This is a genomic window from Chitinophaga terrae (ex Kim and Jung 2007) (assembly GCF_900107795.1).
In the GTDB taxonomy this organism is placed as follows: Bacteria; Bacteroidota; Bacteroidia; order Chitinophagales; family Chitinophagaceae; genus Chitinophaga; species Chitinophaga terrae.
The window spans coordinates 106,975-130,030 of record NZ_FNRL01000014.1; the positions used below are offsets into that span (position 1 = coordinate 106,975).

The window sequence follows — 23,056 nt, forward strand, 5'->3', positions numbered from 1 at the left end:
GGTATCACCAGCACAATTTATCATCTTAGTTCAGTAAAATCGAAAATTTACTCACTAATCTGCAAAGGTAAACAAAAGGTATTATGGTAAAAATTCCGCCATATTTGAAAAAGGGTGATTTGATCGGAATTACCTGTTCCAGCAGTAAAATGGACTTGCAGGCGGCTGAATATGCAGCCGGGGTACTGGCTTCCTGGGGCTACCGGGTGCATTTGGGGATCACGGTTGGCACCAGTTTCCATAATTTTTCGGCGCCCGATGAACTTCGGCTCGAAGAATTGCAGGATATGCTGGACGACCCGGAGATCAAGGCGATCATTTTTGGCCGCGGGGGCTACGGGATGGTTTGCATCATCGATAAGCTGGACTTTTCCGTATTCCGCAAGCATCCTAAATGGTTGTGCGGCTATAGCGACGTAACTACGCTGCATTCGCATATACATCAGCGTTATGGCATTCCTACTATCCATTCGGTGATGTGCAGCGGCATTACCCCGGAAACGGTAGACAACGAGTATGTCCAAAGCCTGGCTAACGTACTGAAAGGCAAATCCACTTACCGGTATACCACTGAACCGCATCCGCTGAACAGGGAAGGCAAAGCTACCGGCGTGCTGGTAGGCGGCAATTTGTCGATCCTTGCTAATTTGTCGGGTACGCCGTCGCAGATCCAGACCAAAGACAAAATATTATTGCTGGAAGACATAGGCGAATACAGGTATAATGTAGACAGGATGATGTATAACCTGAAAAGGGCCGGCTGGTTGGATAAACTGGCGGGATTAGTAGTAGGGGCGTTCACAGATGGTAAAGAAACCGCTACTCCTTTTGGCCAGACGGAATACGAGATCATCGCCAACATGGTAAAAGAATACGATTACCCTGTTTGTTTCGGGTTTCCATCCGGCCACCAGGATGCGAACTATTCGCTGAAGCTGGGTATGAAGCACGAATTGAAGATCGGCGCCAAAACCCTGTTAAAAGAGCTGTAATCAGTCTTCCACGTCAGGCACTATTTCCAGGCCATATTCTTCGGCTGTTAATACTCCTGCTGTACGGATGTTTTCTATGGCAGCATTATCAGCTTCCAGGTTAAAGACTTTGGATTCGTTATGCAGGTAATCATTGCCATAGAATTTCCCCGCAATTCCCTCTTTAATTCCTACCAGGTACTTGATGGCTTCGCAGGCCATATGCATGCCTGTAAGCCCGTGGGTGATACCCAAGGCGCCTGCGTCGAAATTGCGGTAGCTTTCTGCCAGCTCAAGGGCGCAACGGTAAGATGCGCTGTTGGTGTTCTCTGATACCGGCATATTAAAGCCGGCATACCAGGAAACCCAGTTATGTACTTCCCCGCTTATAAAAGGTTTGTTATGCACAATGCAGGCGTCGTTCAGCAACAGGTGAGTCGGCAGGTGCTGAGTGCAATCGATCACCAGGTCGAATCCTATCAGCATCATCGCAATGGTTTCAGGCTTTGCCTGCAACAGGATGGGATAATGCTTGGTGTATGGGTTCAGCGCCCATAAGCGGCTGGCTGCCATTTTAGCTTTATGCTTGCGGATGTCCTGCATCTGGAACACAGGCTGGCGGTGCATATCTTCATCGTTGATCACGCCGTAATCTGCGATTCCTATCACTCCTACGCCACTGGCGCTGAGATATTGAACAACAGGGCTTCCCAAGCCACCTGCGCCTACTACCAAAACTCTTGATTCTTTTAATTTCTCCTGCATTGCCACTCCCATCCCCGGAACAGCAATAGGATATTTGAAATGCTGTAATTCTTTTTCGCTCAGTATCATGCTTGCTTATTTATTCTTGAGGAAACTCTAATGTGAACTTAGAACCCTTGCCCAGGGTACTTTCTACCTTGATCTTTCCTTTATGCGCATCTACGATGGCTTTCACATAGGTAAGTCCCAGTCCGAAACCTTTTACGTTGTGAACATTCCCTGTATGTGCACGATAAAATTTCTCAAAGATACGGGAAATGGTGTCCCTGCTCATTCCTATACCGTTATCTGTGATCACGATAAAGAGGCTTTTACGGGTGTTATAGGTCTGGATAACGATTTCCAGGTTATCGTTGGAGTACTTGATGGCGTTATCCATGAGGTTGAAGATGAGATTGGAGAAATGCACATCATCGGCCATGATAACGGGATTGATGGCATCCAGCTGCAGATCTACTACTCCATTCTTTCCGGCCAGTTGTAAACTCAGGTTATCGGTCGTGTTGCGGATGACAGCATGTACGTCGGTTGCCTGCAATTTGAGGCCTATTTCATCTTTCTCCAGGAGGGCAGATTGCAGGATGCTTTCTACCTGTTTATTCATCCTTTTATTTTCTTCCTTGATGATGCCTGAGAAGTATTCGATCTTTTTAGGCTCGGCCAGGACCTTTTCGTTGCGGATAGCGTCGATAGCCAGGGAAATAGTGGCCAGCGGCGTTTTCAGCTCGTGGGTCATATTATTGATGAAGTCTGACTTGATTTCAGAGAGTTTTTTCTGGTTGAGCATAGTTCTTACCGTCAGTGCGAAGGCGGTAATGATGATCATTGTGAACAATACGCCGCCGGAGATCATGATACCCAGTTGTTTGGTAACGGAATCGTCTGTAGGCATGATGATCACCAGTTTTTCGGCCCTTGCGCTGAAATCGTTTTGCTCGGCCAGGGGAATAACCTGGATGAGATAATCCTTATTTCCTTTGGCGCTGTCTTCCTCGTTCTTTTCGTACATCTTTACGAAGCCTGCAGACTGCATTTTGATGTTGGCGAGGTTGGAGCCGGGGAGTACGCCCAGGATAGCGAATTCGAATTTTGTTGAATCGAGGTGATTTTTCCTCAAATTGGTCTGGATGCAACGCTTCACTTCCTGTACGGTGAAAAAGTCGCTTACGGGAGGATTGACATTCAGCCTGTTAATATCGAAATTGAAACCTTTGTTCATAGGGTCCTTCCCATCAAGCTTGTACAAAATGGCAGCCTGGCGACGGTACATCATGTCATTGTAGACATCATTTGACATACTGATGGATCGTTGGAGCAGCTGGTCTTTTTTGATCAGCACTGCGTTTTTGATCCAGTTGTACTGAATGTAGATGATCCCGAGCAGGGACAGGGAAATGAGGACTACAATTACAGGAAAAATTCGCTTTAAAGGTATCATGTATAATCGATCAGGCTTAGTATCTACCAAAGATAAGCTGGTGGTAGTATTAAATAATGTTAAAATAAGTGTTAATTCACTGCAGCAATGATACAAAATTATGGCTGAAAGTCGCAGCCATTGGTAATTTCAGCAATAGACCATCGCTTTAACGTAATTTTAACTGGCGACTGCTGTTTTTATTATTTCATCTTTCCTTACCTTTGCTTCAGCATCCTGGTACTAAATTTGATTAGTTAAAGGATCATGACAAAGTAATTAAACTTTCTACATACATCGATGTGGATTCGTTCCATAAGCGATTTAGATTTTGGTTGATAAAATGGTAAGGAGGTTTTCTAGCCTCCTTTTTTTATTTTCTATCTCTTCTCTTCTTTTTTCCTTTATATTCAATCAATTAGTTAAATTTGAGTAGCTATAAAACTGTATGCTTATGGTTACGTTGTCGCCCGGCCTCTTGCTAATAGCTGATCCTTTCTTAAAAGATCCAAACTTTTCCCGAACGGTAGTATTGTTATGTGACCACCAGGAGAAAGGTAGTTTAGGTTTTGTTATCAACCGGTTATTTGACCAGCCGCTTAACGAGTTGATCCCTGAAGTTCTGTTGAATAACATTCCCGTGTATTATGGAGGGCCTGTTCAGATGGATACCATACATTTTATCCACCGGACCCCTGAGTTGATCAGCGGGGGACAGGAGATCCTGCCCGGCGTGTTCTGGGGAGGGCAGTTCGAAGATGTGATCAGTGCGCTGAACCGTGGATTGCTGGACTCCAGTCAAGTCAAATTCTTCCTGGGATATGCCGGGTGGACAGAAGGGCAGTTGGATGAAGAAGTCAAGGAAAAGTCCTGGATCGTGTCTCAAACGGGAGCCGGGTTGATCTTTGACGCGGAGGAGCAGCAGATCTGGCAGCAATCGTTAAGGAATTTAGGCAGTTCGTTTGCCATGATGGCTAATTACCCGATAGACCCTTCTTTGAATTAGCGTGTGTGACCGGAGTTGGCGAGAATTTAATCTCAAAAAGACCCGGCCGGATGCTATTTATTAAAACAAATTAAATATCTTGCTAAAGTAATTGGTAAAAACAACCAGTTACATAACCCGTTTTCAGGTAAGAAAGAAAAAAACCGAGCGAATATACCTATGAAGGCCAAACCTATGAAATACACGTTGATCCTTCTATAGACAGAATATTATTTACCTGGATACCAATAAATTATTATCGTTAAAGGCATTATTCATTAGGTAATATAGCAGCCTTGACATGGCTGTTTATTGGGGTATGCAAATGTGCTGCGGCTGCTGCGTGTAGTCGTGCCAGTAACGTTTTGTATATCAAGGGCGACCCGTGCGGATAGTCATGTCTATTCGGGTTCATCTAAGATTGGAATAGTTAGGACAAAAACGAAGGCCGGGTAATCTTACCCGGCCTCTGGTTATTATCTTTATAGCTGGTAATGCTTATTTTTCCACTGCTACGGCGCCTTCAACAAGCACGGTAACCTTATTGCGCAGGACTTCCACGAAACCGCCGCTGATAGTAAAGAACTCGTTATGTGCTTTATCTTTCAGGACTTTCATTTTACCATTTCCGAGTGCTGCAATTAATGGCGCATGTTTATCCAGTATTTCAAAAGAACCGTCAACGCCTGGCAGTTGTACTCCGTACACTTCGCCGGCGTATAGTTTTCTTTCTGGTGTTAATACTTCTAATAGCATGTTATGATCGTAAATGGTGAAGAATGATCCCGGCCTGGGCCGGGATCATGATATAAAGAATTAGTTATTAGCTGCTTCCAGTAATTTCTTACCTTTTTCGATAGCCTGATCGATAGTTCCTACCAGGTTGAACGCTGCTTCAGGATATTCGTCCACTTCTCCGTCCATGATCATGTTAAAACCACGGATAGTTTCTTCGATTGGAACGAGTACGCCTTTCAGACCGGTAAACTGTTCTGCCACGTGGAAAGGTTGTGACAGGAAACGTTGTACACGACGAGCGCGGGCAACTGTTAATTTATCTTCGTCGCTCAACTCATCCAGACCGAGGATCGCGATGATATCCTGCAGTTCTTTATAGCGTTGCAGGATCATTTTCACGCGTTGAGCACAGTTGTAGTGTGCTTCACCTACAACGGCAGGAGTTAAGATACGGGAAGTAGAATCCAGCGGGCTCACTGCAGGGTAGATACCAAGGTCGGAGATCTTACGATCCAATACGGTGGTAGCATCCAGGTGGGAGAAGGTAGTAGCAGGAGCAGGGTCGGTCAAGTCATCCGCCGGTACGTATACCGCCTGTACGGAAGTAATGGAACCGTTCTTGGTTGAAGTGATACGTTCCTGCATCAGACCCATTTCAGTAGCCAGGGTTGGTTGGTAACCTACCGCTGAAGGCATACGGCCTAACAGAGCGGATACTTCAGAACCAGCCTGGGTGAAACGGAAGATGTTATCAACGAAGAAGAGGATATCACGACCACCACCTGCAGAACCATCTCCGTCACGGAAATATTCTGCCAGCGTCAGACCAGATAACGCCACGCGGGCACGTGCTCCAGGAGGCTCGTTCATCTGACCGAACACGAAAGTTGCCTGTGATTGTTTCAGTAATTCTTTATCTACCGCTGTTACGTTCCAGTCGCCATGCTCCATAGACTCTTTAAACTTATCACCGTATTTTACGATGTTAGCTTCGATCATCTCACGCATCAGGTCATTACCTTCACGGGTACGCTCACCTACTCCGGCAAATACAGACAGACCTTCGTAACCTTTCGCGATGTTATTGATCAATTCCTGGATCAATACAGTTTTACCTACACCGGCGCCACCGAACAAACCGATCTTACCACCTTTTGCATATGGCTCGATCAGGTCAATTACTTTAATACCTGTGAACAGTACTTCTGTTTCTGTTGCCAGGTCTTCGAATTTAGGCGGTTCACGGTGAATAGGATAACCGTTAGAAGTATCAATATCTCCTAAACCATCAATAGCCTCGCCTACCACATTAAACAAACGACCTTTAACCTGGTCGCCAATCGGCATCTTAATAGGCGCGCCTTTATCAACCACCGTCATTCCACGAACCATACCGTCAGTAGAGTCCATCGCTACTGTACGTACACTGTCTTCACCCAGGTGCTGTTGTACTTCCAATACTACCTTTTGACCATTTTCGCGGGTAACTTCCAATGCGCTGTAGATTTCGGGCAGTTTTTCATCAAAATGCACGTCCACTACGGGACCGATTACTTGTTTGATCTTACCTGTGTTAGGCATATTTTAAAGTGGTTTATAAAATACTAAAAATTATCCCAGATCCTTTTGCCTCGCAAGGCGGTTTCTGAAATTTGCCGCAAAGGTAAGTGGAAAAGGGAGAATATCAAAACGCTTACGACGAAAAAAAACCTTTTCCCATACCAATTTCAACCCTCTTTTTACTTAAGAAACATTACCATGCCCGCAATATGAATAGGAGCCTATAATATTACCTAAAAAGATTATCTATAAAATGCAGACACCATTCATACAAAAAAACAAATTTCTTTATTCCCCTTCCTTATTTTTAGCCAACTATCTATCTATATATACAATATTATAATATGAACAGCACTAACAGTGAACAGTCCAGGCGCCGGTTCCTGGGCCAGATCTCCAAAGCCGGCATCCTGGGAATGGCAGGACTCAAAGCCCCGGCTATCCTGCCGCCGCCAGAACAGGTTCAACCAGCCGCCTCTCATACATTCAGCTGCAAGCCCTACCTGCAATACCCCGCACCCGGCAGCATCAGCATCAACTGGCTGACAGCCCGTCCATGCTACAGCTGGGTCGAATACGGTACAAACGGGCAACTGAACCTGAAAGCGCATCACGTCACCAACGGACTGGTAGACGCCAACAGTCGCTTCCACCGGGTCAGGCTCGATAACCTGGAACCAGGTCTGACTTACCAATATAAGGTGTTATCCAAAGATATTCTCTCGTTTGAGCCATATAAACTCACCTATGGCGAAACCATCGAAAGCCCGGTTTACAGCTTTACTGCTATCAATCCGCAGGCTAAAGAAGTGTCGTGGCTCATCCTGAATGATATCCACGACCGGCCTGCGTCTATCCCCCATCTTATAAACCTGAACGGCAAAGATCCCTATGATTTCGTTTTCCTGAACGGGGATATGTTCGATTACCAGTCGGGTGAGCAGCAGATCATCGATCACCTGCTCAACCCCTGCGGCGATACCTTTTCTACCCGCCAACCTTTCATGTATGTAAGAGGCAACCACGAAACCAGGGGAAAATACGCCAGGCAATGGCACGACTATTTCGATAACCCTTACTATTTCTCTTTCCAGGTAGGGCCGGTAGCAGCTATCGTGCTCGACACGGGTGAGGATAAGGAAGATAACACGCCTGTTTACGCCGGGATCGTGGATTTCGATAACTACCGCCAGCAACAGGCGGTATGGCTGGAACAACAGCTTCAAAGCAAGGCGTTCAGGAAAGCCCGGTATAAGGTTGTGATGATGCATATCCCTCACTACCACTCCGGCGACTGGCACGGGGTGATGCATTGCCGCCAGTTGTTTGGTCCTTTATTCAACAAACATAAGATCGATATACTGATCTGCGGCCATACCCATAAATACGGCATACATGAGCCGGTAAAAGGAGAACATGATTACCCGCTCATCATCGGCGGCGGCCCACAGGAGGGCAAAAGAACGCTGATAAAGATAAAGGCGGATCAGCAGCAGTTTAAACTGGAAATGCTAAGAGATGACGGAGTGAAAGTTGGAGAATACACATTGAGATAGAAAACGTCCCGGTTGGCGCCGGGACGTTTTTTTATTGATCCGTACTCAATTTTAACATTCATTAGCATTCCTAACTAAATATAAGACGTATTTTTACACGCGAAAATAAGTATAACACCAAAGCGTACACTAAGCAGATCATACCAGCAATTTTTACGTCTTTTCCCCCGGGTTTCAAATAGAATGTACAGAAAAAAAGAAGTGCGGCTCAGTCGCGCCTCAAACGCCAAAACCCTTACTGGATAAGCAGATAAAGTTTTTGGAATCATTTTTGCCTATATTAATACAACGCTAGAATTTAAAGCACGTTATAAAAATTTTAACATAATCCTTTAACATTTTCAATTATGCCACCAGCTATACTTTCTTCAATTGTTTGCTAACAGCAACAACAAACATCTCCGGATGTACTTTGACCTATATCATTCAATATAAATAACAGGAGTCATGAACAGATTCATAAAATATGCAGGTTTATCCCTGTTCATCATATCAGGCTTTTTGAGCAGTTGCGCTACTCAGGCTTATGCTCCGGCCTACGACGACCAGTATGGCAATTACCCTTCCGGCCCACAGGTGCAGGTTGGGGTATCCGTATCGTTCTATGATGCATTAAGTCCATACGGCCGTTGGGTAAGTTACCCGGGATATGACAGGGTTTGGATACCAAATGTGGGAAGAGATTTCAGACCGTATGCAAGTAACGGTCACTGGGTGTATACAGATTATGGTTGGACCTGGATGTCTGATTACTCATGGGGTTGGGCGCCATTCCACTATGGAAGATGGTTATATGACGATTTCCAGGGATGGATGTGGATACCAGGTTATGACTGGGGTCCGGCATGGGTAAGCTGGAGATCAGGAGGCGACTATTACGGTTGGGCGCCAATGGGTCCTTCTTACGGCTACAATGCGCCGGCCGATTACTGGACATTTGTACCAAGACAATATATCAACAGCCCGAGGATCAATAATTATTACGTTAACTACGGCCGTAACACCACAATAATCAACAATACCACTATTATCAACAACACCAACGTTTACCGGGGTAACAGGATCTATGTTGGTCCATCCGGCAACGAGGTAGGAAGATATACCGGCCAGCAGATCAGGCCAGTAAGAATGGAAACGACAAACCAGCCTGGTCGTCCGTCCAGGGGCGATAACAACAGGATACAGATCTACAGGCCAGACAGAACGGCTTTACAGAGAGGATCGGAAGTAGACCGTACCAGGCCGGTACAATCGGTTAATAACAACGGCAGACCGGTGAGGGGCGATAATAACAATAACGGGGGAAGGATAACACCTAATAACCCGGGCAACTCAGGAAATAATAATTTCCCTGGCAACAGACCTTCGAGAGTGTCTCCTGATAACAACAACAACGTTCCGGGACGGATCACACCGAACAATCCAAATCCGGGCAGCTCTGTAAACCCTGGCAACAGGCCAACAAGAGTATTTCCTGACAATAATAATAACAACAACCCTGGCGGCAGGATAACACCAAACAATCCAAACCCGGGCAACTCTGTAAACCCTGGCAACAGGCCTTCAAGGGTTTCACCGGTGCAGGATCAGCAAAGGATGCAACAGGAACAGCAGAGGATACAGCAGCAACAACAGGAACAACAAAGGATACAACAGCAAAGGATGCAGGATCAGCAACGTCAGCAACAGCAACAACAGCAACGGATCATGCAACAACAGCAGCAGGAACAACAGAGGATACAACAGCAACAACAGCAGGAACAAAGAAGGATCCAGGCGGAACAGCAAAGAATGCAGCAACAGGAACAGCAAAGGATGCAACAGCAACAAAGGCAGCAGCAGGAACAACAGCGGAGGATACAGATAGAACAACAGCAAAGGCAACAACAACAACAAAGACAAGAGCCGCCCAGGCCGCAGCCACAGGAAAGACAACAGCCGCAACAACGCCCTTCCAGGGTAGGTTAAATATAAACGTAGGTTAAATAAAAGAAAAGCCGTTTCCGCGAAAGCAGGAACGGCTTTTCTATTGCTGGTATACAAAGCTGTATAATTCTTCTTTTACTTTTTCAAAGCTTATTTCCTCCGGCAGCCCTTTATACATCAACCTGAGCTCCAGCGGCGGATCGCCCAGCTTATACGGCGGCTGATAATAAGTATCCGGAAATGTCCGGTAACCTAATCGCTCGTAAAAGCCAATGCGGCGTATAGCCATTTCTGTTAGGGGCGGTTCCACTTCCAGGACTATTTGTTTCAGGGCCAGGTCCAACTGCGTCATAACCGCGGAACCGATACCTCCTCCCCTGGTACCCGGATCGATGGCAAAATGTTCGATAAAAGAAAAAGCAGAGAGTTGCCAGTAGAATACAAATCCTACTGCCTCTTCACCTTTTCGGACTTCCAGCAATTTCAGCTTTCCTGTAGAAAGCAATTCCATTTGTGCAGGCCATCCTCTTCTTTCATTTTCAGGAAAGGCCTGGATGTATAATTGCCGGATGTATGGACGGGCAGTAGTTGCCGGGTATAAATGGATCATTCGCTAAAATACCGATTAATTTGCAGATCCCGTTGAAGGTACGCATTCATAAGGATCCGGATTCCCTGCAGGCGCGGGTTTGGAAACAGAGTAACAGAAATTCATAGCCTGGCTGGTAATACTCTGGATCTTTACGCTTACCTTGCTGCCTTTTCGGCTGTTGGAGGCAGCGATACTTCTTTGGGATTTTTCAGCGATATTGCTGATCGTATATTGCTCGGTTTTAAATACTTCGTTATTATTGCGCAGATAAGTTACGGTAACTACCACATTGTCGATCGGGTATTCTGTTTGGTTTTTTACCTGGATATGAAGGTTTTTAATACCGCCCAGGAACCCCGTTTTATAGTCGTCGGCCGATACAGCAATGAATTGTTGCCAGTTTCTCCTGTAATATGCACGACGTTCTATGAACTGACCCGCAGTCCGTTGCTGAACCGCCTGATGGCTGGCAATTTGTTGATCAACCGCCCCTGATTGCTGAAGACTTTTGCGTAAGTCACGGTTTTCGTTCCAGAGTCGCTGATTTTCTGATAATATTTTGCGTGTATATCGTTGCTGCTGGCAATAGCCAAGGCTGAAGATGACGGTGAGGAGCAGGATAATAACAGGATATATTAAATTTCTCTTCATAAACACTTGCAGAGAAAAAATAATGCCAATACAGTTTTTATTTATTTTTGCACAAATGGTCGCAATGCAACTGATAATTGTAAACAATGAACAAACAGCCAGGCAGTTTCTCGAAGTACATATTGCATTGAATAAAGATGTACCAGGGTGGATAAGGCCGCTGGATAAGGATATCAACCAGGTATTTGACCCCGAACAGAACAAGGCATTCCGGCATGGGGAGTGTATCCGGTGGGTGCTTCAGGACGATAAAGGCGCCCTGATAGGAAGGATCGCTGCATTTGTCAATAAAAAATATAAGTCGAAGGGCGACCCTGGACCGATAGGCGGCGTAGGATTTTTCGACTGCATCAATGACCAGTCGGCGGCCAACTACCTTTTTGATAACGCTAAAGAATGGTTGCAGGCAAGAGGAGTGATAGGAATGGACGGTCCTATCAATTTCGGAGAAAGGAATAACTGGTGGGGATTACTGACAGAGGGTTTCAAGGAGCCTATGTACTGCATGAACTTCAACCCTCCTTATTATATACAACTCTTTGAAAATTACGGGTTCAAACTATTCTTCAACCAGATATGCTATGGCATGCCGGTTAAAGATCAGCTAATGCCGAAGTTTTATGACCGTCATAAGGCCATTGCCGCAGATCCTAATTACCGCGCGGAACATATTACCAAGAAAAACCTCGACAAATATGCAGAAGCATTCAGCGTGGTGTATAATAAGGCCTGGGCTAAGCACGGAGGAGGAAAGGAAATGGGGAAAACACAGGCGCTGGCGCTGTTTAAGCAAATGAAACCTTTGCTGGATGAGCGTATTGCATGGTTTGCCTATTATAAAGACGAGCCGATTGCGATCTGGTTAAACCTGCCTGACCTGAATCAATATATTAAATTGATGGATGGAAAATTCGGGCTGTTGCAAAAACTAAAATTCCTCTGGCTGAAAAATACAGGCTATTGCAAAAAAATGGTCGGTATTATTTTCGGCGTAGTTCCTGAGTTCCAGGGCAAAGGAGTGGATTCTTATCTTATTGTGGAAGGCTCTTTCATCATTCAGCCTAAAACCAATTATATAGATTATGAAATGCAGTGGATCGGCGATTTTAATCCAAAGATGATGAATGTTTGCGAGAGCCTGGGAGCAGTACCATCCAGGGTATTGACCACTTACAGGTATTTATTCGATCGTTCTGCTCCATACGAAAGACATCCGATCATCGGGTAATATTATATTGATACTTTTTGGTTGAAAAAGATGCATAGTTTGAAAAATAAAACTGTGCATCTTTTTTTTACGGACCATCAAAACATATTTCTATTCATATATAAATATTAAAAAAATATAATTTCTAAAACATCTCAAATCCTTATCAATGGCGTGTTTGCCAGGATAATATCGATATACGAGTGAGCCCGGTAGAAAAAGAAATAGTGAATATTGCCTACATTTAATTCCTTTTTGCTGTTACGATCTTATCTAACCTGATGTTTACCATGACCAACTTCTATCCCGGGTGCCAGAATGAAATTAACCTGGCACTTATTGAACCTACGTTATTGTTTAAACAACAAATAGTAAAAGCGATCAGTTGTGTTGTGTTGTTCTTTATTCTTTACGTGGTTCTTTTGCTTGCAGCCTTGGCCCTGGCTGTAACCTGCATTTCGGGAGGTGCGCTGTTGTTTCGCACTTATCCTGGCTGGATCACCGGCGCAATAGGTTTAAGCCTCATTGTGCTGGGAGGCATGGTATTGTTTTTCCTCTTAAAATTCATGTTCAGCAAAAAGGCGGCAATAAATCCTTATCGCGAAGAATTGCTGGCAGATCATCATCCTCACCTCTTCGATTTTATCAGGCAATTGGTAAGAGATACCCGTATCCGTTTTCCCAAAAAAATTTTCCTGGTGCCCGATACCAATACCGGCATGTACGATGATTCCAACTTCCTGAGCCTTTTCTGGCCTGCAAGGAAAAACCTGGAGATAGGCATAGGCCTGGTGAACAGCGTCAATCTCAGCGAATTTAAGATGCTGCTGGCCCACGAATTTGCGCACTTCTCCAAAAGAAGCATGAAACTGGGCAGCTATATCTATACTTTAAACAAACGATTATATAGCCTGTTGTATGAAAATGAACAATGGGATGAGATAGAAGCCAGGTGGCAGCAACGCAATCATTTACTCAGCTTCTATGCCCATATTACTACAAGGATATTGCATGCCATACAGTTTATCTTAAAGAAAGTATATACTGTTACCAACCGCCAGTACCAGCAACTCAGCAGGGAAATGGAATGGTATGCAGATACCATAGCCGTTAACCTGACAAGTACTGATTCGGCAATAGGAGCCGTCAGGCGGCAGGAAATGGGCGCGTATTGCCTGGACCACTGTTTTCATAAAATGCCCAATCTGACTGACAGGTCGCTGCGTTTCGATAATATTTTCCGGGTACAACGGGCGCTGATCCACTACTACGCCACGCAGCACAACCTGCAGCTGGACGAAGCAGCGCTGCCCGTAATCACAGACCATTATTTCCAGGCATTCCTGAAAAGCAGGGTGCAACTCCGCGATCAGTGGACCTCTCACCTGGTCAGGGAAGCAAGAGAAAGCCATTTCAGGAACACGGCCATCTCCTGCAATGCGTCACCGCTCAGCGCCTGGGCTTTGTTCTCTGAACCCGAAGAGATCCAGCGGAAAATGACCGACCAGATCTATGCACTGACCACTCCCAGCGCCAGTAATTTTGAGCGGATCACCGCCGACGAATACATCAGCGAGTTGGCGGGGAAGCACCAGTTATATGAATTCCCACCTGTTTTTAACGAGTATTACGACAACCGCAACTTCAGCGAATTCAATGAAGGGTTTATTCAGCCCCTGAGCGCTGAAGAGCTGGCGGGATTAAGTACAGGCGTTATTTACAGCCCGGAATGCGTATTGAGGATGCGGACATTGTACCGTGACCGCCAGGATGCCGAAATGCTGGGAGCTATCAGCAAAGGAGAGATTAAGACCAGGTATTTTGAGTTTGACGGGCAGAAATACAGCGCTCCCCGGGCCAGGCAGTTATCCCGGATGCTTTGGGAACATGTGGATAAAGAGCAGGAATGGCTGAAACAACACGACCAGCTGGCATTCCGTTACCATTATACTATTGCCAGGCAGGAAAGCCAGGAAATTGCGGACCTGCTGGCAGAGCAGTATACCGAGATCCTGAAATACCAGCAAAGCGGGCAACAACTGAATAACCAGGTTATTAAACTGATTCACTGCATCAGCCTGATCTTCAACAGCGTAGAACAACATCCGGCCGATCTCTATGAAACTTTATCAACAGAATGCTGGAATTTCAAAATGTTGCTGAACCAGATCACGAATTCCCCTATATACCATTCCTTCCCGGAAGAAATGGATAACAGGATCCGTACGTTCAGGGAACAGGGCTGCCGCTTTGCAGACGATATAATACCTGACTACGTGGCGATCCAATCCCTGCATGAAATTTCTTCTTCCTTAATGGAACATTATAACAGCGGTATTATATTACTGAAAAAAACATATCTGGACTTCCTGCTGACGCTTGAACCGTAAGATCGCGGCCTTAATCTTACCCGTTATTTTTCTCTTAGTGAATTTGTGCGTATTTTCGACGCTCGCGAAAGCGTAAGCAGTTATATGGAGAATTTTATCGTTTCAGCCCGAAAATATCGTCCACAAAATTTTTCAACAGTTGTAGGACAAGCACATATTACCACTACATTAAAGAATGCCATACGCAATCACCAGTTAGCGCATGCCTTTCTGTTCTGTGGACCAAGGGGGGTAGGTAAAACTACCTGTGCGCGTATTTTAGCTAAAACAATTAACTGTGAGAACCTGCAGCCAGACGGGGAAGCATGTAACCAGTGCCATTCCTGTACTTCGTTTAACGAGGGCAGTTCCTTCAATATACATGAACTGGATGCGGCGTCTAACAACTCGGTAGACGATATCCGGACGCTGGTAGAGCAGGTACGTTTCGCTCCCCAGGCCGGAAAGTATAAGATATATATAATAGACGAGGTGCACATGCTTAGCTCCTCGGCTTTCAACGCTTTCCTGAAAACGCTGGAAGAACCGCCTTCCTACGCCATATTTATATTGGCTACAACGGAAAAGCATAAGATCCTGCCAACTATCCTGAGCCGATGCCAGATCTTTGATTTCAAACGGATCACCATCCAGGATACGGTAGATCACCTGCAGGAGATCTGCAACAAAGAACATATACAGGCCGAACCCGATGCCCTGCACCTGTTAGCGCAGAAAACAGATGGTTGTATGCGCGACTCGCTCAGCACACTGGATAAGATCGTGAGTTTTACCAGCGGGCACCTGACCTACCAGAATACCCTTGAGCATTTGAATATCCTGGACTACGACTACTTTTTCAGGGTAATGGAAGCTGTTTTGCAACAGGATGTTGCCAACGCTTTATTAATTTTTGATGAAGTATTGAGGAAAGGGTTCGAAGGAGATAACTTCCTGAACGGATGGGCGGAGTTCCTGCGTAACCTGTTGTTATGCAAGGAAGAAAAAGCCCTGCACCTGGTGGAAGTTTCGGGCAACCTGAAAGACCGGTATAAACAGCTTTCGGGAAGAGTAAGTCCTGCTTACCTGATCACCGCCCTTAATTTGCTGAATGAAACGGAGATCAACTACCGTATGGCCCGCAACAAGCGTTTGCATGTGGAAATGGCGTTGATCAAGCTCTGTTACCTGCAGCAGGCGGTATTGTTAGTGGGAGATGATAGTAATGGAGAAGTAGCAAAAAAAAAACTAGTTCCTGATGGCAGTGCGCCGCAAAAACTGCGAGCGCCTGGCGCTCAACCAGTTACGGCTAAAACGATAGTTAAACCGGCTACCACGGAAACCATTGCACAACAGGCGGCAACGGCAGCCCCTGTGGCTCCGGCTCCGATGCCGCCTTCACCGGTAACCGCTCCACCGGTTCAACCGGCAGCTGCCAGTCAACCTGCCACCGTACCGGCGCCGCCTCCTGTAAGTCAACCGGTTGCTGCCCCGGCGGCTCAACCAGCTCCCGCTCCCGCAGCTACAACAACTGCCAGTGCGGCTACGCCTAAGCTCACAGGATTGGCAGCCATGAAAGAAGCTATGGCCGCCAGGCAACAGACCAATACACAAACCCAATCGCTGCCGCTTACATTAGGCGCGCTGCATGTGTACTGGGAAGAATTTATTGATCTGTACCGGCAGGCCAATAAAATGACGGTAGTAAGCAACCTGCAACTGGCGCAACTGAAGCTGATGGAGGGAAAGAAGGATGAAATAGGTATTGTCAGCCGCAACATTGTACAATTCCGGTTCATGGAAGAGGAAAAGCTGGTAATAGCCGACTTCCTGAAAAAGCGGTTCAATAACCCGGGTATCGTACTGACCTTGCTGTTAGATGAAAGTCAGCAGCAGCAGGATATAGGCCCGGCGCCATTATCAGCCAAGGAACAGTTCCTGCAGATAGCTGAAAAATACCCGCTGGTGAAGGAGCTGAAAGACCGCCTGAATATGGAGCTGGATTTCTAAAACCTGTCTGATAGATTATTAACGTACAACATACATTTTTAAACAGTTTGCAATTCCTTCTTTGCGTTTTTGCGCAAAAACTTGTAGGTTTGAGCAAAATTTTGAATAAGCATTATGGCAGAAGTTATCAGAATGCCCCTTTTAAGTGATACAATGACGGAAGGGGTGATTGCGGAATGGCATAAAAAGGTGGGCGATACAGTAAAGGCAGACGATGTTATAGCTGAAGTAGAAACGGATAAAGCAACCATGGAAGTAATGGGGTACGTAGAAGGTACTTTATTATACCTGGGTGTTGAGAAAGGGAAAGCGGCTAAAGTGAATGATATCATTGCCATTGTAGGAAAGCCGGGAGAAGACTATACTTCTCTGCTTGAAGGTAAAAAAGATGCACCTGCCGCTGCTCCTGCGCAGGCAGACGCTGCTCCGGCACCAAAAGCCGCTCCTGCTCCTGCAGCTGCACCGGCTGATGATGCTGCCTTAAAAGAAGCACTGAAAAATGCTACTGTTATCAGAATGCCGCTGTTGAGCGACACCATGACAGAAGGTAAAATAGTAGCCTGGAATAAAAAAGTAGGCGATACCGTAAAAAGCGACGACGTATTGGCTGAAGTGGAAACCGACAAGGCTACCATGGAGGTGATCGGGTATGCTGACGGTACATTATTATATGTTGGCGTTAAAGAAGGTAGTGCTGCTAAAGTAAATGATATCATTGCGATAGTAGGCAAGCCAGGCACCAATGTAGATGCAATACTGGCTGGCGAAGGCGCTGCTCCTGCAAAGGCTGCCGCTCCTGAAGCTCCCGCCGCTGCTGCTCCTGCAAGTGCGCCTGCAACTACTGCTACCCCTACCGCTGCTCCCGCTGCCAGCGCATCCGGCGATGGCAGGGTGAAAGCCTCTCCATTAGCTAAGAAACTGGCTGCTGAAAAAGGTATAGATATCAGCCAGATCCCTGGTTCAGGCGATGGCGGCCGCGTGGTGAAAGCAGATGTGGATAACTTTGTTCCTGCTGCCAAAACCAGCGCTCCTGCTGCTACTGCCGCTACGCCATCTGCTCCTGCATTTGTACCGGCCGGACAGGAAGGATACACCGATGCACCGCTGTCCCAGATGCGTAAAGTGATCGCGAAGCGCCTCAGCGAAAGCAAATTCACTGCACCTCACTTCTACCTGAAGATAGATGTGAACATGGATAAGGCAATCGAAGCCAGAAAATCTATCAACGAGATCTCTCCTGTTAAGATTTCCTTCAATGATATGGTGATCAAAGCCTGCGCTTTGGCATTGCGTCAGCATCCGGATGTTAACAGCAGCTGGATGGGCGACTTTATCCGTCAAAACCATCACGTACATATCGGTTCTGCAGTAGCTATCGAAGATGGCCTGATCGTTCCGGTAATTCGTTTTGCAGATCAGAAAACACTGAGCCAGATCGCAAGTGAGGCAAAAGTGCTGTACGATAAAGCCAAGAACAAGAAATTGCAACCACAGGACTTCACCGGTAACACCTTCACCGTATCTAACTTAGGTATGCTGGGTATCGATGAATTCACCGCTATCATTAATCCTCCTGATTCAGCTATCCTCGCTGTAGGCGGTATTAAAGAAACAGCTGTTGTGGAAAAAGGCCAGATCAAAGTGGCTAACATCATGAAATTGACTATGAGCTGCGACCACAGGACCGTTGACGGCGCTGTAGGCGCCCGTTTCCTGGCTACCCTGAAAGGCTACCTGGAAAACCCGGTTACCATGCTGGTGTAGTTTTTTCACGCAAAGAAGCAAAGTTCGCAAAGGAATTTTTTTAAGGAAGCTAAGGAGCAGAGACTGTGTTTTGTTATATAACATAATCTCCGCTCCTTAGCTTCCTTATTTTCCTTAAAAAAATTCCTTTGCGAACTTTGCTTCTTTGCTTCTTTGCGTGAAACTCCCTGTGAAAATTTCTTTCATAAACTTTTGAAAGTTCAAAAACTTGGCATACATTTGACATTATAAACATTGTTTTAGCTATAAATTACAACCTACAATGAACTTAGCAGAAGCAAAGGCACAATTCATTCAAACCTGGGGATCACTGGGCGCTCAATGGGGTATTAACCGCACTATGGCCCAGATCCATGCGCTCCTGCTCATAATGCCCGATCCGCTGAGTGCAGACGATATCATGGAGGAATTGAATATTTCCAGGGGAAATACCAATATGAACGTACGGGAGCTGATCAACTGGGGACTTGTAGAGCGTATCCTGATCCCGGGCGAAAGGAAGGAATTCTTCGTAGCAGAAAAAGATATCTGGAAAGTAGCTACCTATATCGCCAGGGAGAGGAAGAAACGGGAACTGGACCCGATCATGAAGGTCTTACAGCAATTGCAACAGGCAGAGGGAGACCCGAAAGACAAGGAAATGAAGGCGTTTAAAGATTCGATCTCCAATATCACCAAGTTTGCTGCACAAACAGACAAAACAATCAGCGCGTTCATCAAATCAGAAGAAAGCTGGTTCTATAGCAGCCTGATCAAGCTAATCAAGTAAATTTTTTTGCTCCGATATTTCAATTTTTACTGAAAATTCTGAAATATAAAAACATGATACCGCTCAAAAAATATCTCCTGATGGCTGTTTACAGTATAGAAATCGTACTGGCTGCGATCTATACTTATACGCTGTTTCACCAGCAGCCTTATTCGCCGGTTTATTTCGTTCTGTTCATATACCAGTTGTTCAGCTCATTTTTCCTGAAAAGACTGCTGACAGTTCATGCTAATTTTTTAGAATTAATATACAGGTATTTAGCATTGGGCATATTCGCTGTAAGCGCCGTTTGTGCGCTTATCGGGTTAGCGGTGCCGCCTTTCTTTGTCGTACCATACCTGGCCATAATCCTGGCTATCCCTATACTTTTGATCCTTCACCTGTTTGCAACGTTGCTGGACTTAAAAATTGTTATCAGTAAACAGAAAGGCGGAAAATCGACCCGGCATACAGCTCAGACCAATGATGCCACATAGCGAGATATTTTTTTTGCAAACTACTTTCAATTTTTACTAAAAGTTCTGAAACATGAAAACAACATCTTTCTGCTTAAAACTCCTTCCGCCGGTTGTTTACAGTATAGAATTGGTGTGGTTTGCTGTGATCGTTGAACGGTGTCTTAATCACAAACCTTTGCCTGGCTTGCTTACCGGCTTGTTATTTTACCAATTGGCAGGCGCCTTCCTGGTGAAATGCCAGTTGAACGTTCCTGTGAACTTCCTGGAAAAGATATACTGGGAGCTAACAGGGACTATCCTTTTGCTTGCCGGCAGTTGTTTCCTTGCCAGGAGTTTTACTCCTTTTGAGGCCACTTTCCGCTTTATCCTGTTAGTTGTTTTCCCTCTTGTGCTGGCCTTTCACCTTGTTGTTATCCTGTCAGATCTCCTGACATTATGTTGCTGATTTAACCGCTATAAAAGATCTTCAAAATGAAAAACAAACGCATAGTAATCACCGGAGGCAGCGGCTTCATTGGCCGCAGCCTGATCGATCTCTGGCAGCACAACAACGATATCATAGTTATCAGCCGGCAGGAAATGCCGTCTGCAGACCGGGTACGTTATTTACATTGGGATGGCGTACATAAAGGGCCCTGGTGCGAAGCGCTGGAGCAAGCCGATATACTTATCAACCTGGCTGGCAAGAGCGTAAACTGTAGGTATACCGGGAAGAATAAACAGGAAATATTTGACAGCAGAACTGTAACTACCAGGCTGCTGGGAGAAGTGATAGCCGGCTTAAAACAACCGCCAAAACTGTGGGTGAACGCCGCCAGCGCTACCATTTACAGGCATGCGGAAGACAGGCCGATGGATGAATTCACCGGAGAAATGATGAACGATTTTTCTGTACAGGTTTGCAAAAAATGGGAGCAAACATTTAACGATATTACGTTGCCGCACACACGAAAAGCGATATTGAGAATGGGAATAGTACTGGGCTGGGAGAAAGGCGGCGTAATGTATCCCTATATGAACCTGTTGAAATTTGGGTTGGGAGGATACCAGGGCAACGGGAAGCAACGCTACACCTGGGTGCATATTGCCGATGTGGCAGGAATGATAACCTGGCTATACGAGAATGAACATTTAAGCGGCGTATTTAACTGTACCTCTCCCAATCCCGTGCTGAACAAGGATTTCATGAGAACCTTACGGCAGGCGACGGGATATCTGTTTGGTCTTCCCGCCCCGGCATTCATGCTGGAAATAGGTGCAGCCATCATTGGCACGGAATCTGAACTGCTGTTGAAAAGCAGGTGGGTACTGCCAACCAGGGCGTTGAAAGAAGGGTATACCTTCCGGTACCCGGAGCTCAGTAAAGCGATTGATCACATACTTGCCCATGTGCCCCGGAGCGCTTACCACCTGTTCTGAATTTAGTAATTTAGATGTATGGAAAAGACCAGCGATAAAAAACTGACAGTAGTTTTGGGTGCGTCTCCAAACCCCGAGCGGTACAGCAATATGGCTGTCAACCGGCTGCAGGCCAAAGGCCATCCGGTTGTGGCTATAGGTAAACGGGCCGCCGCGATAGGCGACACGCCTATCATCACCGAACACCCGGCATTGGAGGAGGTAGATACCGTTACCATGTACCTGAATCCGGTAGCGCAGAAAGAGTACTATGATTACATTCTGCAACTCCAGCCTAAAAGAATCATCTTCAATCCGGGCGCCGAAAACCCGGAACTGGAAGCCATAGCGAAGGAACACAATATCCAACCCATAGAAGCCTGTACGCTCGTAATGCTGAGCACCAACCAATTCTAGGTGTCACAAGTTTCACGCGAAGGCGCAAAGAAGGCCAAGAGCGCAAAGGATTTTTTGGACCGAAGCGGATTTTAAGAGGCAAAGGAATAGAAATTATGTTGTGTTATATAACATAATTCTACTCCTTTGCCTCTTAATTTTCTTTAAAAATCCTTTGCGCTCTTAGCCTCCTTTGCTCCTTTGCGTGAAACTATTCGTATATTCGTAGATATAGTTGTTAACCCGTAAAGCTTGGAATTTCTTCAATAGACAGGTATTTAGTTTAAAACCCGGTTCGCATGTTCACCCTTTAATTATATGTTTTATGCAATGGAGAAGATTCAATGGAGAAGCCATTCATCTTCCGATCAAGGAAGAAGTACGACAGGCTATCATCCGTGAAGCGGCAAAAGGATTCCGTCTGAAAGTTTGTATCGGGACAGATTCCCAGGTCAAAGGCGCCGATACAGAATTTGCTACCGTTATTGTTTTCCTGAGAGAAGGTCATGGAGGATTTATGTTTATCCACAACGAAAAATCCAAGGACCGTTACACGATTAAGGAAAGGATGTTGGTAGAAGTAGCGAAAAGTATTGAGATCGCGTATGAACTTTGCGACCTGTTCACTGAATATGATGTGGACATGGAAGTGCATGCCGATATCAATACTAACCCCCAGTTCAAAAGCAACCTTGCCCTTCATGAAGCCATGGGCTACATCCTGGGAATGGGCTTTGCCTTCAAAGCAAAACCCGAAGCTTTTGCCAGCAGCAGCTGCGCCAATAAAGTAGTGAATTAGCGGAAGCGCTGATTGTTTGTGTACCTCTTTCAAATGACCTCTGAACAACGTGAAAACACGTTGTAAGGCTTTCTCTCCCCTATTCCAGCCCTACGCAATAGCCCTGAACTGTATATTCAACTCTTCAATGTAATCCAGTATCGCATCTCTGCCCGACTTCTTTACTGTAGAGGTAACAAAATGCGGAGGCAGGAACTGCCAGGTTTCCTTCATCTTGTTCAGGAACGCTTTGATATTGCGGCTTACCTCTGCCTGCGTGCTTTTATCTGCCTTCGTAAAAACAAGGCTGAAAGGGATTTCCCATTCTCCCAACTGGTTAACAAAATCGATGTCTATTTTCTGGGGATTATGACGGCTATCGATCAGTACAAATACATTTACCAGGTTTTCCCGCTTGCGCAGGTAATCTTCAATCATTTTTTCCCATTGCTTGCGCTGCGACATGCTTCTTTTTGCAAAGCCGTAACCGGGCAGGTCCACCAGGTACCAGCTGTTATTGATCTCAAAATGGTTGATCAGTTGCGTTTTTCCCGGAGTCCCGGAAGTTTTGGCCAATTTCTCGTTATTGGTTAACAAATTGATCAGGGAAGATTTGCCAACATTGGAACGTCCGATGAATGCGTACTCAGGGAACACAGGTTTCGGACACTTTGTATAATCCGGACTGCTGATAAGATATGTTGCTGTTTTGATAACCATAATGAAACCGCTTTGTTGTATTAAAA

General features: G+C 45.7%; 21 protein-coding genes. 14 read left to right on the forward strand and 7 right to left on the reverse strand.

The window, feature by feature from the left end; genetic code table 11:
• Positions 1-104 precede the first annotated feature (104 nt).
• Positions 105-992 carry a S66 peptidase family protein gene (locus BLV62_RS16125; RefSeq protein WP_225889610.1) on the forward strand — a complete coding sequence of 296 codons (888 nt, stop codon included), beginning with the start codon at positions 105-107 and terminating at the stop codon, positions 990-992.
• Here BLV62_RS16125 and BLV62_RS16130 read toward each other — a convergent pair whose 3' ends face one another.
• A complete protein-coding gene (locus BLV62_RS16130) occupies positions 993-1,805 on the reverse strand; it encodes a HesA/MoeB/ThiF family protein (protein WP_089763000.1) in 813 nt (270 codons plus the stop codon).
• A 10-nt stretch (positions 1,806-1,815) separates the two neighbouring features.
• The gene (locus BLV62_RS16135) at positions 1,816-3,174 is read right to left on the reverse strand and encodes a sensor histidine kinase (protein WP_089763001.1); all 1,359 of its coding nucleotides are present in this window, start codon (positions 3,172-3,174) and stop codon (positions 1,816-1,818) included.
• 433 nt (positions 3,175-3,607) lie between these two features.
• On the opposite strand from BLV62_RS16135, the gene BLV62_RS16140 reads away from it, so the two are divergent.
• On the forward strand, positions 3,608-4,159 hold the full coding sequence (locus tag BLV62_RS16140; RefSeq protein ID WP_089763049.1) for a YqgE/AlgH family protein: 552 nt from the start codon (positions 3,608-3,610) through the stop codon (positions 4,157-4,159).
• Between the two features lie 477 nt (positions 4,160-4,636).
• Here the strand turns inward: BLV62_RS16140 and atpC are convergent, their stop codons facing one another.
• Together atpC and atpD are read right to left on the reverse strand one after the other, a co-directional pair.
• On the reverse strand, positions 4,637-4,894 hold the full coding sequence (gene atpC / locus BLV62_RS16145; protein ID WP_089763002.1) for an ATP synthase F1 subunit epsilon: 258 nt from the start codon (positions 4,892-4,894) through the stop codon (positions 4,637-4,639).
• 60 nt (positions 4,895-4,954) lie between these two features.
• Positions 4,955-6,457, reverse strand: a complete 1,503-nt coding sequence (gene atpD, locus BLV62_RS16150) for a F0F1 ATP synthase subunit beta (protein WP_089763003.1) — start codon at positions 6,455-6,457, stop codon at positions 4,955-4,957.
• Positions 6,458-6,780: 323 nt separating this feature from the next.
• On the opposite strand from atpD, the gene BLV62_RS16155 reads away from it, so the two are divergent.
• Together BLV62_RS16155 and BLV62_RS28110 are read left to right on the forward strand one after the other, a co-directional pair.
• Positions 6,781-7,992 (forward strand): purple acid phosphatase family protein, encoded by a 1,212-nt coding sequence (locus tag BLV62_RS16155; protein WP_089763004.1) that lies wholly within the window; start codon positions 6,781-6,783, stop codon positions 7,990-7,992.
• A 447-nt stretch (positions 7,993-8,439) separates the two neighbouring features.
• Positions 8,440-9,960: a DUF6600 domain-containing protein gene (locus tag BLV62_RS28110; protein ID WP_139170203.1), complete on the forward strand. Its 1,521-nt coding sequence runs from the start codon at positions 8,440-8,442 to the stop codon at positions 9,958-9,960.
• 58 nt (positions 9,961-10,018) lie between these two features.
• On the opposite strand, the gene BLV62_RS16170 is transcribed toward BLV62_RS28110, so the two are convergent.
• Both BLV62_RS16170 and BLV62_RS16175 read right to left on the reverse strand, forming a co-directional pair.
• A complete protein-coding gene (locus BLV62_RS16170; RefSeq protein WP_089763006.1) occupies positions 10,019-10,528 on the reverse strand; it encodes a GNAT family N-acetyltransferase in 510 nt (169 codons plus the stop codon).
• 15 nt (positions 10,529-10,543) lie between these two features.
• Positions 10,544-11,161, reverse strand: a complete 618-nt coding sequence (locus BLV62_RS16175; RefSeq protein ID WP_089763007.1) for a hypothetical protein — start codon at positions 11,159-11,161, stop codon at positions 10,544-10,546.
• 64 nt (positions 11,162-11,225) lie between these two features.
• On the opposite strand from BLV62_RS16175, the gene BLV62_RS16180 reads away from it, so the two are divergent.
• The 10 genes from BLV62_RS16180 to BLV62_RS16225 all read left to right on the forward strand — a co-directional run bounded on the left by BLV62_RS16180 (position 11,226) and on the right by BLV62_RS16225 (position 22,331).
• The gene (locus BLV62_RS16180) at positions 11,226-12,389 is read left to right on the forward strand and encodes a hypothetical protein (protein ID WP_089763008.1); all 1,164 of its coding nucleotides are present in this window, start codon (positions 11,226-11,228) and stop codon (positions 12,387-12,389) included.
• Between the two features lie 269 nt (positions 12,390-12,658).
• Positions 12,659-14,758: a M48 family metallopeptidase gene (locus tag BLV62_RS16185; RefSeq protein WP_168927875.1), complete on the forward strand. Its 2,100-nt coding sequence runs from the start codon at positions 12,659-12,661 to the stop codon at positions 14,756-14,758.
• A gap of 84 nt (positions 14,759-14,842) precedes the next feature.
• The gene (locus BLV62_RS16190) at positions 14,843-16,747 is read left to right on the forward strand and encodes a DNA polymerase III subunit gamma/tau (RefSeq protein ID WP_089763010.1); all 1,905 of its coding nucleotides are present in this window, start codon (positions 14,843-14,845) and stop codon (positions 16,745-16,747) included.
• A 114-nt stretch (positions 16,748-16,861) separates the two neighbouring features.
• Positions 16,862-18,511 carry a pyruvate dehydrogenase complex dihydrolipoamide acetyltransferase gene (locus BLV62_RS16195; RefSeq protein ID WP_089763011.1) on the forward strand — a complete coding sequence of 550 codons (1,650 nt, stop codon included), beginning with the start codon at positions 16,862-16,864 and terminating at the stop codon, positions 18,509-18,511.
• Between the two features lie 262 nt (positions 18,512-18,773).
• Entirely contained in the window at positions 18,774-19,280 is a 507-nt protein-coding gene (locus tag BLV62_RS16200; RefSeq protein ID WP_089763012.1) for a GbsR/MarR family transcriptional regulator, read from the forward strand.
• A gap of 53 nt (positions 19,281-19,333) precedes the next feature.
• On the forward strand, positions 19,334-19,756 hold the full coding sequence (locus tag BLV62_RS16205) for a hypothetical protein (RefSeq protein ID WP_089763013.1): 423 nt from the start codon (positions 19,334-19,336) through the stop codon (positions 19,754-19,756).
• Positions 19,757-19,808: 52 nt separating this feature from the next.
• Positions 19,809-20,183, forward strand: coding sequence for a hypothetical protein (locus BLV62_RS16210; protein WP_089763014.1), 375 nt, complete (start codon positions 19,809-19,811; stop codon positions 20,181-20,183).
• A 26-nt stretch (positions 20,184-20,209) separates the two neighbouring features.
• Positions 20,210-21,157, forward strand: a complete 948-nt coding sequence (locus BLV62_RS16215) for a TIGR01777 family oxidoreductase (protein WP_089763015.1) — start codon at positions 20,210-20,212, stop codon at positions 21,155-21,157.
• Between the two features lie 18 nt (positions 21,158-21,175).
• On the forward strand, positions 21,176-21,553 hold the full coding sequence (locus BLV62_RS16220) for a CoA-binding protein (RefSeq protein WP_089763016.1): 378 nt from the start codon (positions 21,176-21,178) through the stop codon (positions 21,551-21,553).
• Between the two features lie 304 nt (positions 21,554-21,857).
• Entirely contained in the window at positions 21,858-22,331 is a 474-nt protein-coding gene (locus BLV62_RS16225; RefSeq protein WP_089763017.1) for a ribonuclease H-like YkuK family protein, read from the forward strand.
• A 90-nt stretch (positions 22,332-22,421) separates the two neighbouring features.
• On the opposite strand, the gene yihA is transcribed toward BLV62_RS16225, so the two are convergent.
• Complete coding sequence (gene yihA, locus BLV62_RS16230) at positions 22,422-23,030, reverse strand: ribosome biogenesis GTP-binding protein YihA/YsxC (protein WP_089763051.1); 609 nt, start codon at positions 23,028-23,030, stop codon at positions 22,422-22,424.
• Positions 23,031-23,056: the final 26 nt, after the last annotated feature.

Excerpts from the sequence above, each read along its gene's own strand:
- BLV62_RS16170 (WP_089763006.1), bottom strand. The coding sequence starts at position 10,528 with ATGATCCATTTATACCCGGCAACTACTGCCCGTCCATACATCCGGCAA.
- BLV62_RS16155 (WP_089763004.1), top strand. The coding sequence starts at position 6,781 with ATGAACAGCACTAACAGTGAACAGTCCAGGCGCCGGTTCCTGGGCCAG.
- BLV62_RS16135 (WP_089763001.1), bottom strand. The coding sequence starts at position 3,174 with ATGATACCTTTAAAGCGAATTTTTCCTGTAATTGTAGTCCTCATTTCC.
- BLV62_RS16225 (WP_089763017.1), top strand. The coding sequence starts at position 21,858 with ATGCAATGGAGAAGATTCAATGGAGAAGCCATTCATCTTCCGATCAAG.
- BLV62_RS16210 (WP_089763014.1), top strand. The coding sequence starts at position 19,809 with ATGAAAACAACATCTTTCTGCTTAAAACTCCTTCCGCCGGTTGTTTAC.
- BLV62_RS16200 (WP_089763012.1), top strand. The coding sequence starts at position 18,774 with ATGAACTTAGCAGAAGCAAAGGCACAATTCATTCAAACCTGGGGATCA.
- BLV62_RS16140 (WP_089763049.1), top strand. The coding sequence starts at position 3,608 with ATGGTTACGTTGTCGCCCGGCCTCTTGCTAATAGCTGATCCTTTCTTA.
- BLV62_RS16220 (WP_089763016.1), top strand. The coding sequence starts at position 21,176 with ATGGAAAAGACCAGCGATAAAAAACTGACAGTAGTTTTGGGTGCGTCT.
- BLV62_RS16195 (WP_089763011.1), top strand. The coding sequence starts at position 16,862 with ATGGCAGAAGTTATCAGAATGCCCCTTTTAAGTGATACAATGACGGAA.
- BLV62_RS16205 (WP_089763013.1), top strand. The coding sequence starts at position 19,334 with ATGATACCGCTCAAAAAATATCTCCTGATGGCTGTTTACAGTATAGAA.
- BLV62_RS16215 (WP_089763015.1), top strand. The coding sequence starts at position 20,210 with ATGAAAAACAAACGCATAGTAATCACCGGAGGCAGCGGCTTCATTGGC.
- yihA (WP_089763051.1), bottom strand. The coding sequence starts at position 23,030 with ATGGTTATCAAAACAGCAACATATCTTATCAGCAGTCCGGATTATACA.
- BLV62_RS16130 (WP_089763000.1), bottom strand. The coding sequence starts at position 1,805 with ATGATACTGAGCGAAAAAGAATTACAGCATTTCAAATATCCTATTGCT.
- BLV62_RS16185 (WP_168927875.1), top strand. The coding sequence starts at position 12,659 with ATGACCAACTTCTATCCCGGGTGCCAGAATGAAATTAACCTGGCACTT.
- atpC (WP_089763002.1), bottom strand. The coding sequence starts at position 4,894 with ATGCTATTAGAAGTATTAACACCAGAAAGAAAACTATACGCCGGCGAA.
- atpD (WP_089763003.1), bottom strand. The coding sequence starts at position 6,457 with ATGCCTAACACAGGTAAGATCAAACAAGTAATCGGTCCCGTAGTGGAC.
- BLV62_RS28110 (WP_139170203.1), top strand. The coding sequence starts at position 8,440 with ATGAACAGATTCATAAAATATGCAGGTTTATCCCTGTTCATCATATCA.
- BLV62_RS16180 (WP_089763008.1), top strand. The coding sequence starts at position 11,226 with ATGCAACTGATAATTGTAAACAATGAACAAACAGCCAGGCAGTTTCTC.
- BLV62_RS16175 (WP_089763007.1), bottom strand. The coding sequence starts at position 11,161 with ATGAAGAGAAATTTAATATATCCTGTTATTATCCTGCTCCTCACCGTC.
- BLV62_RS16190 (WP_089763010.1), top strand. The coding sequence starts at position 14,843 with ATGGAGAATTTTATCGTTTCAGCCCGAAAATATCGTCCACAAAATTTT.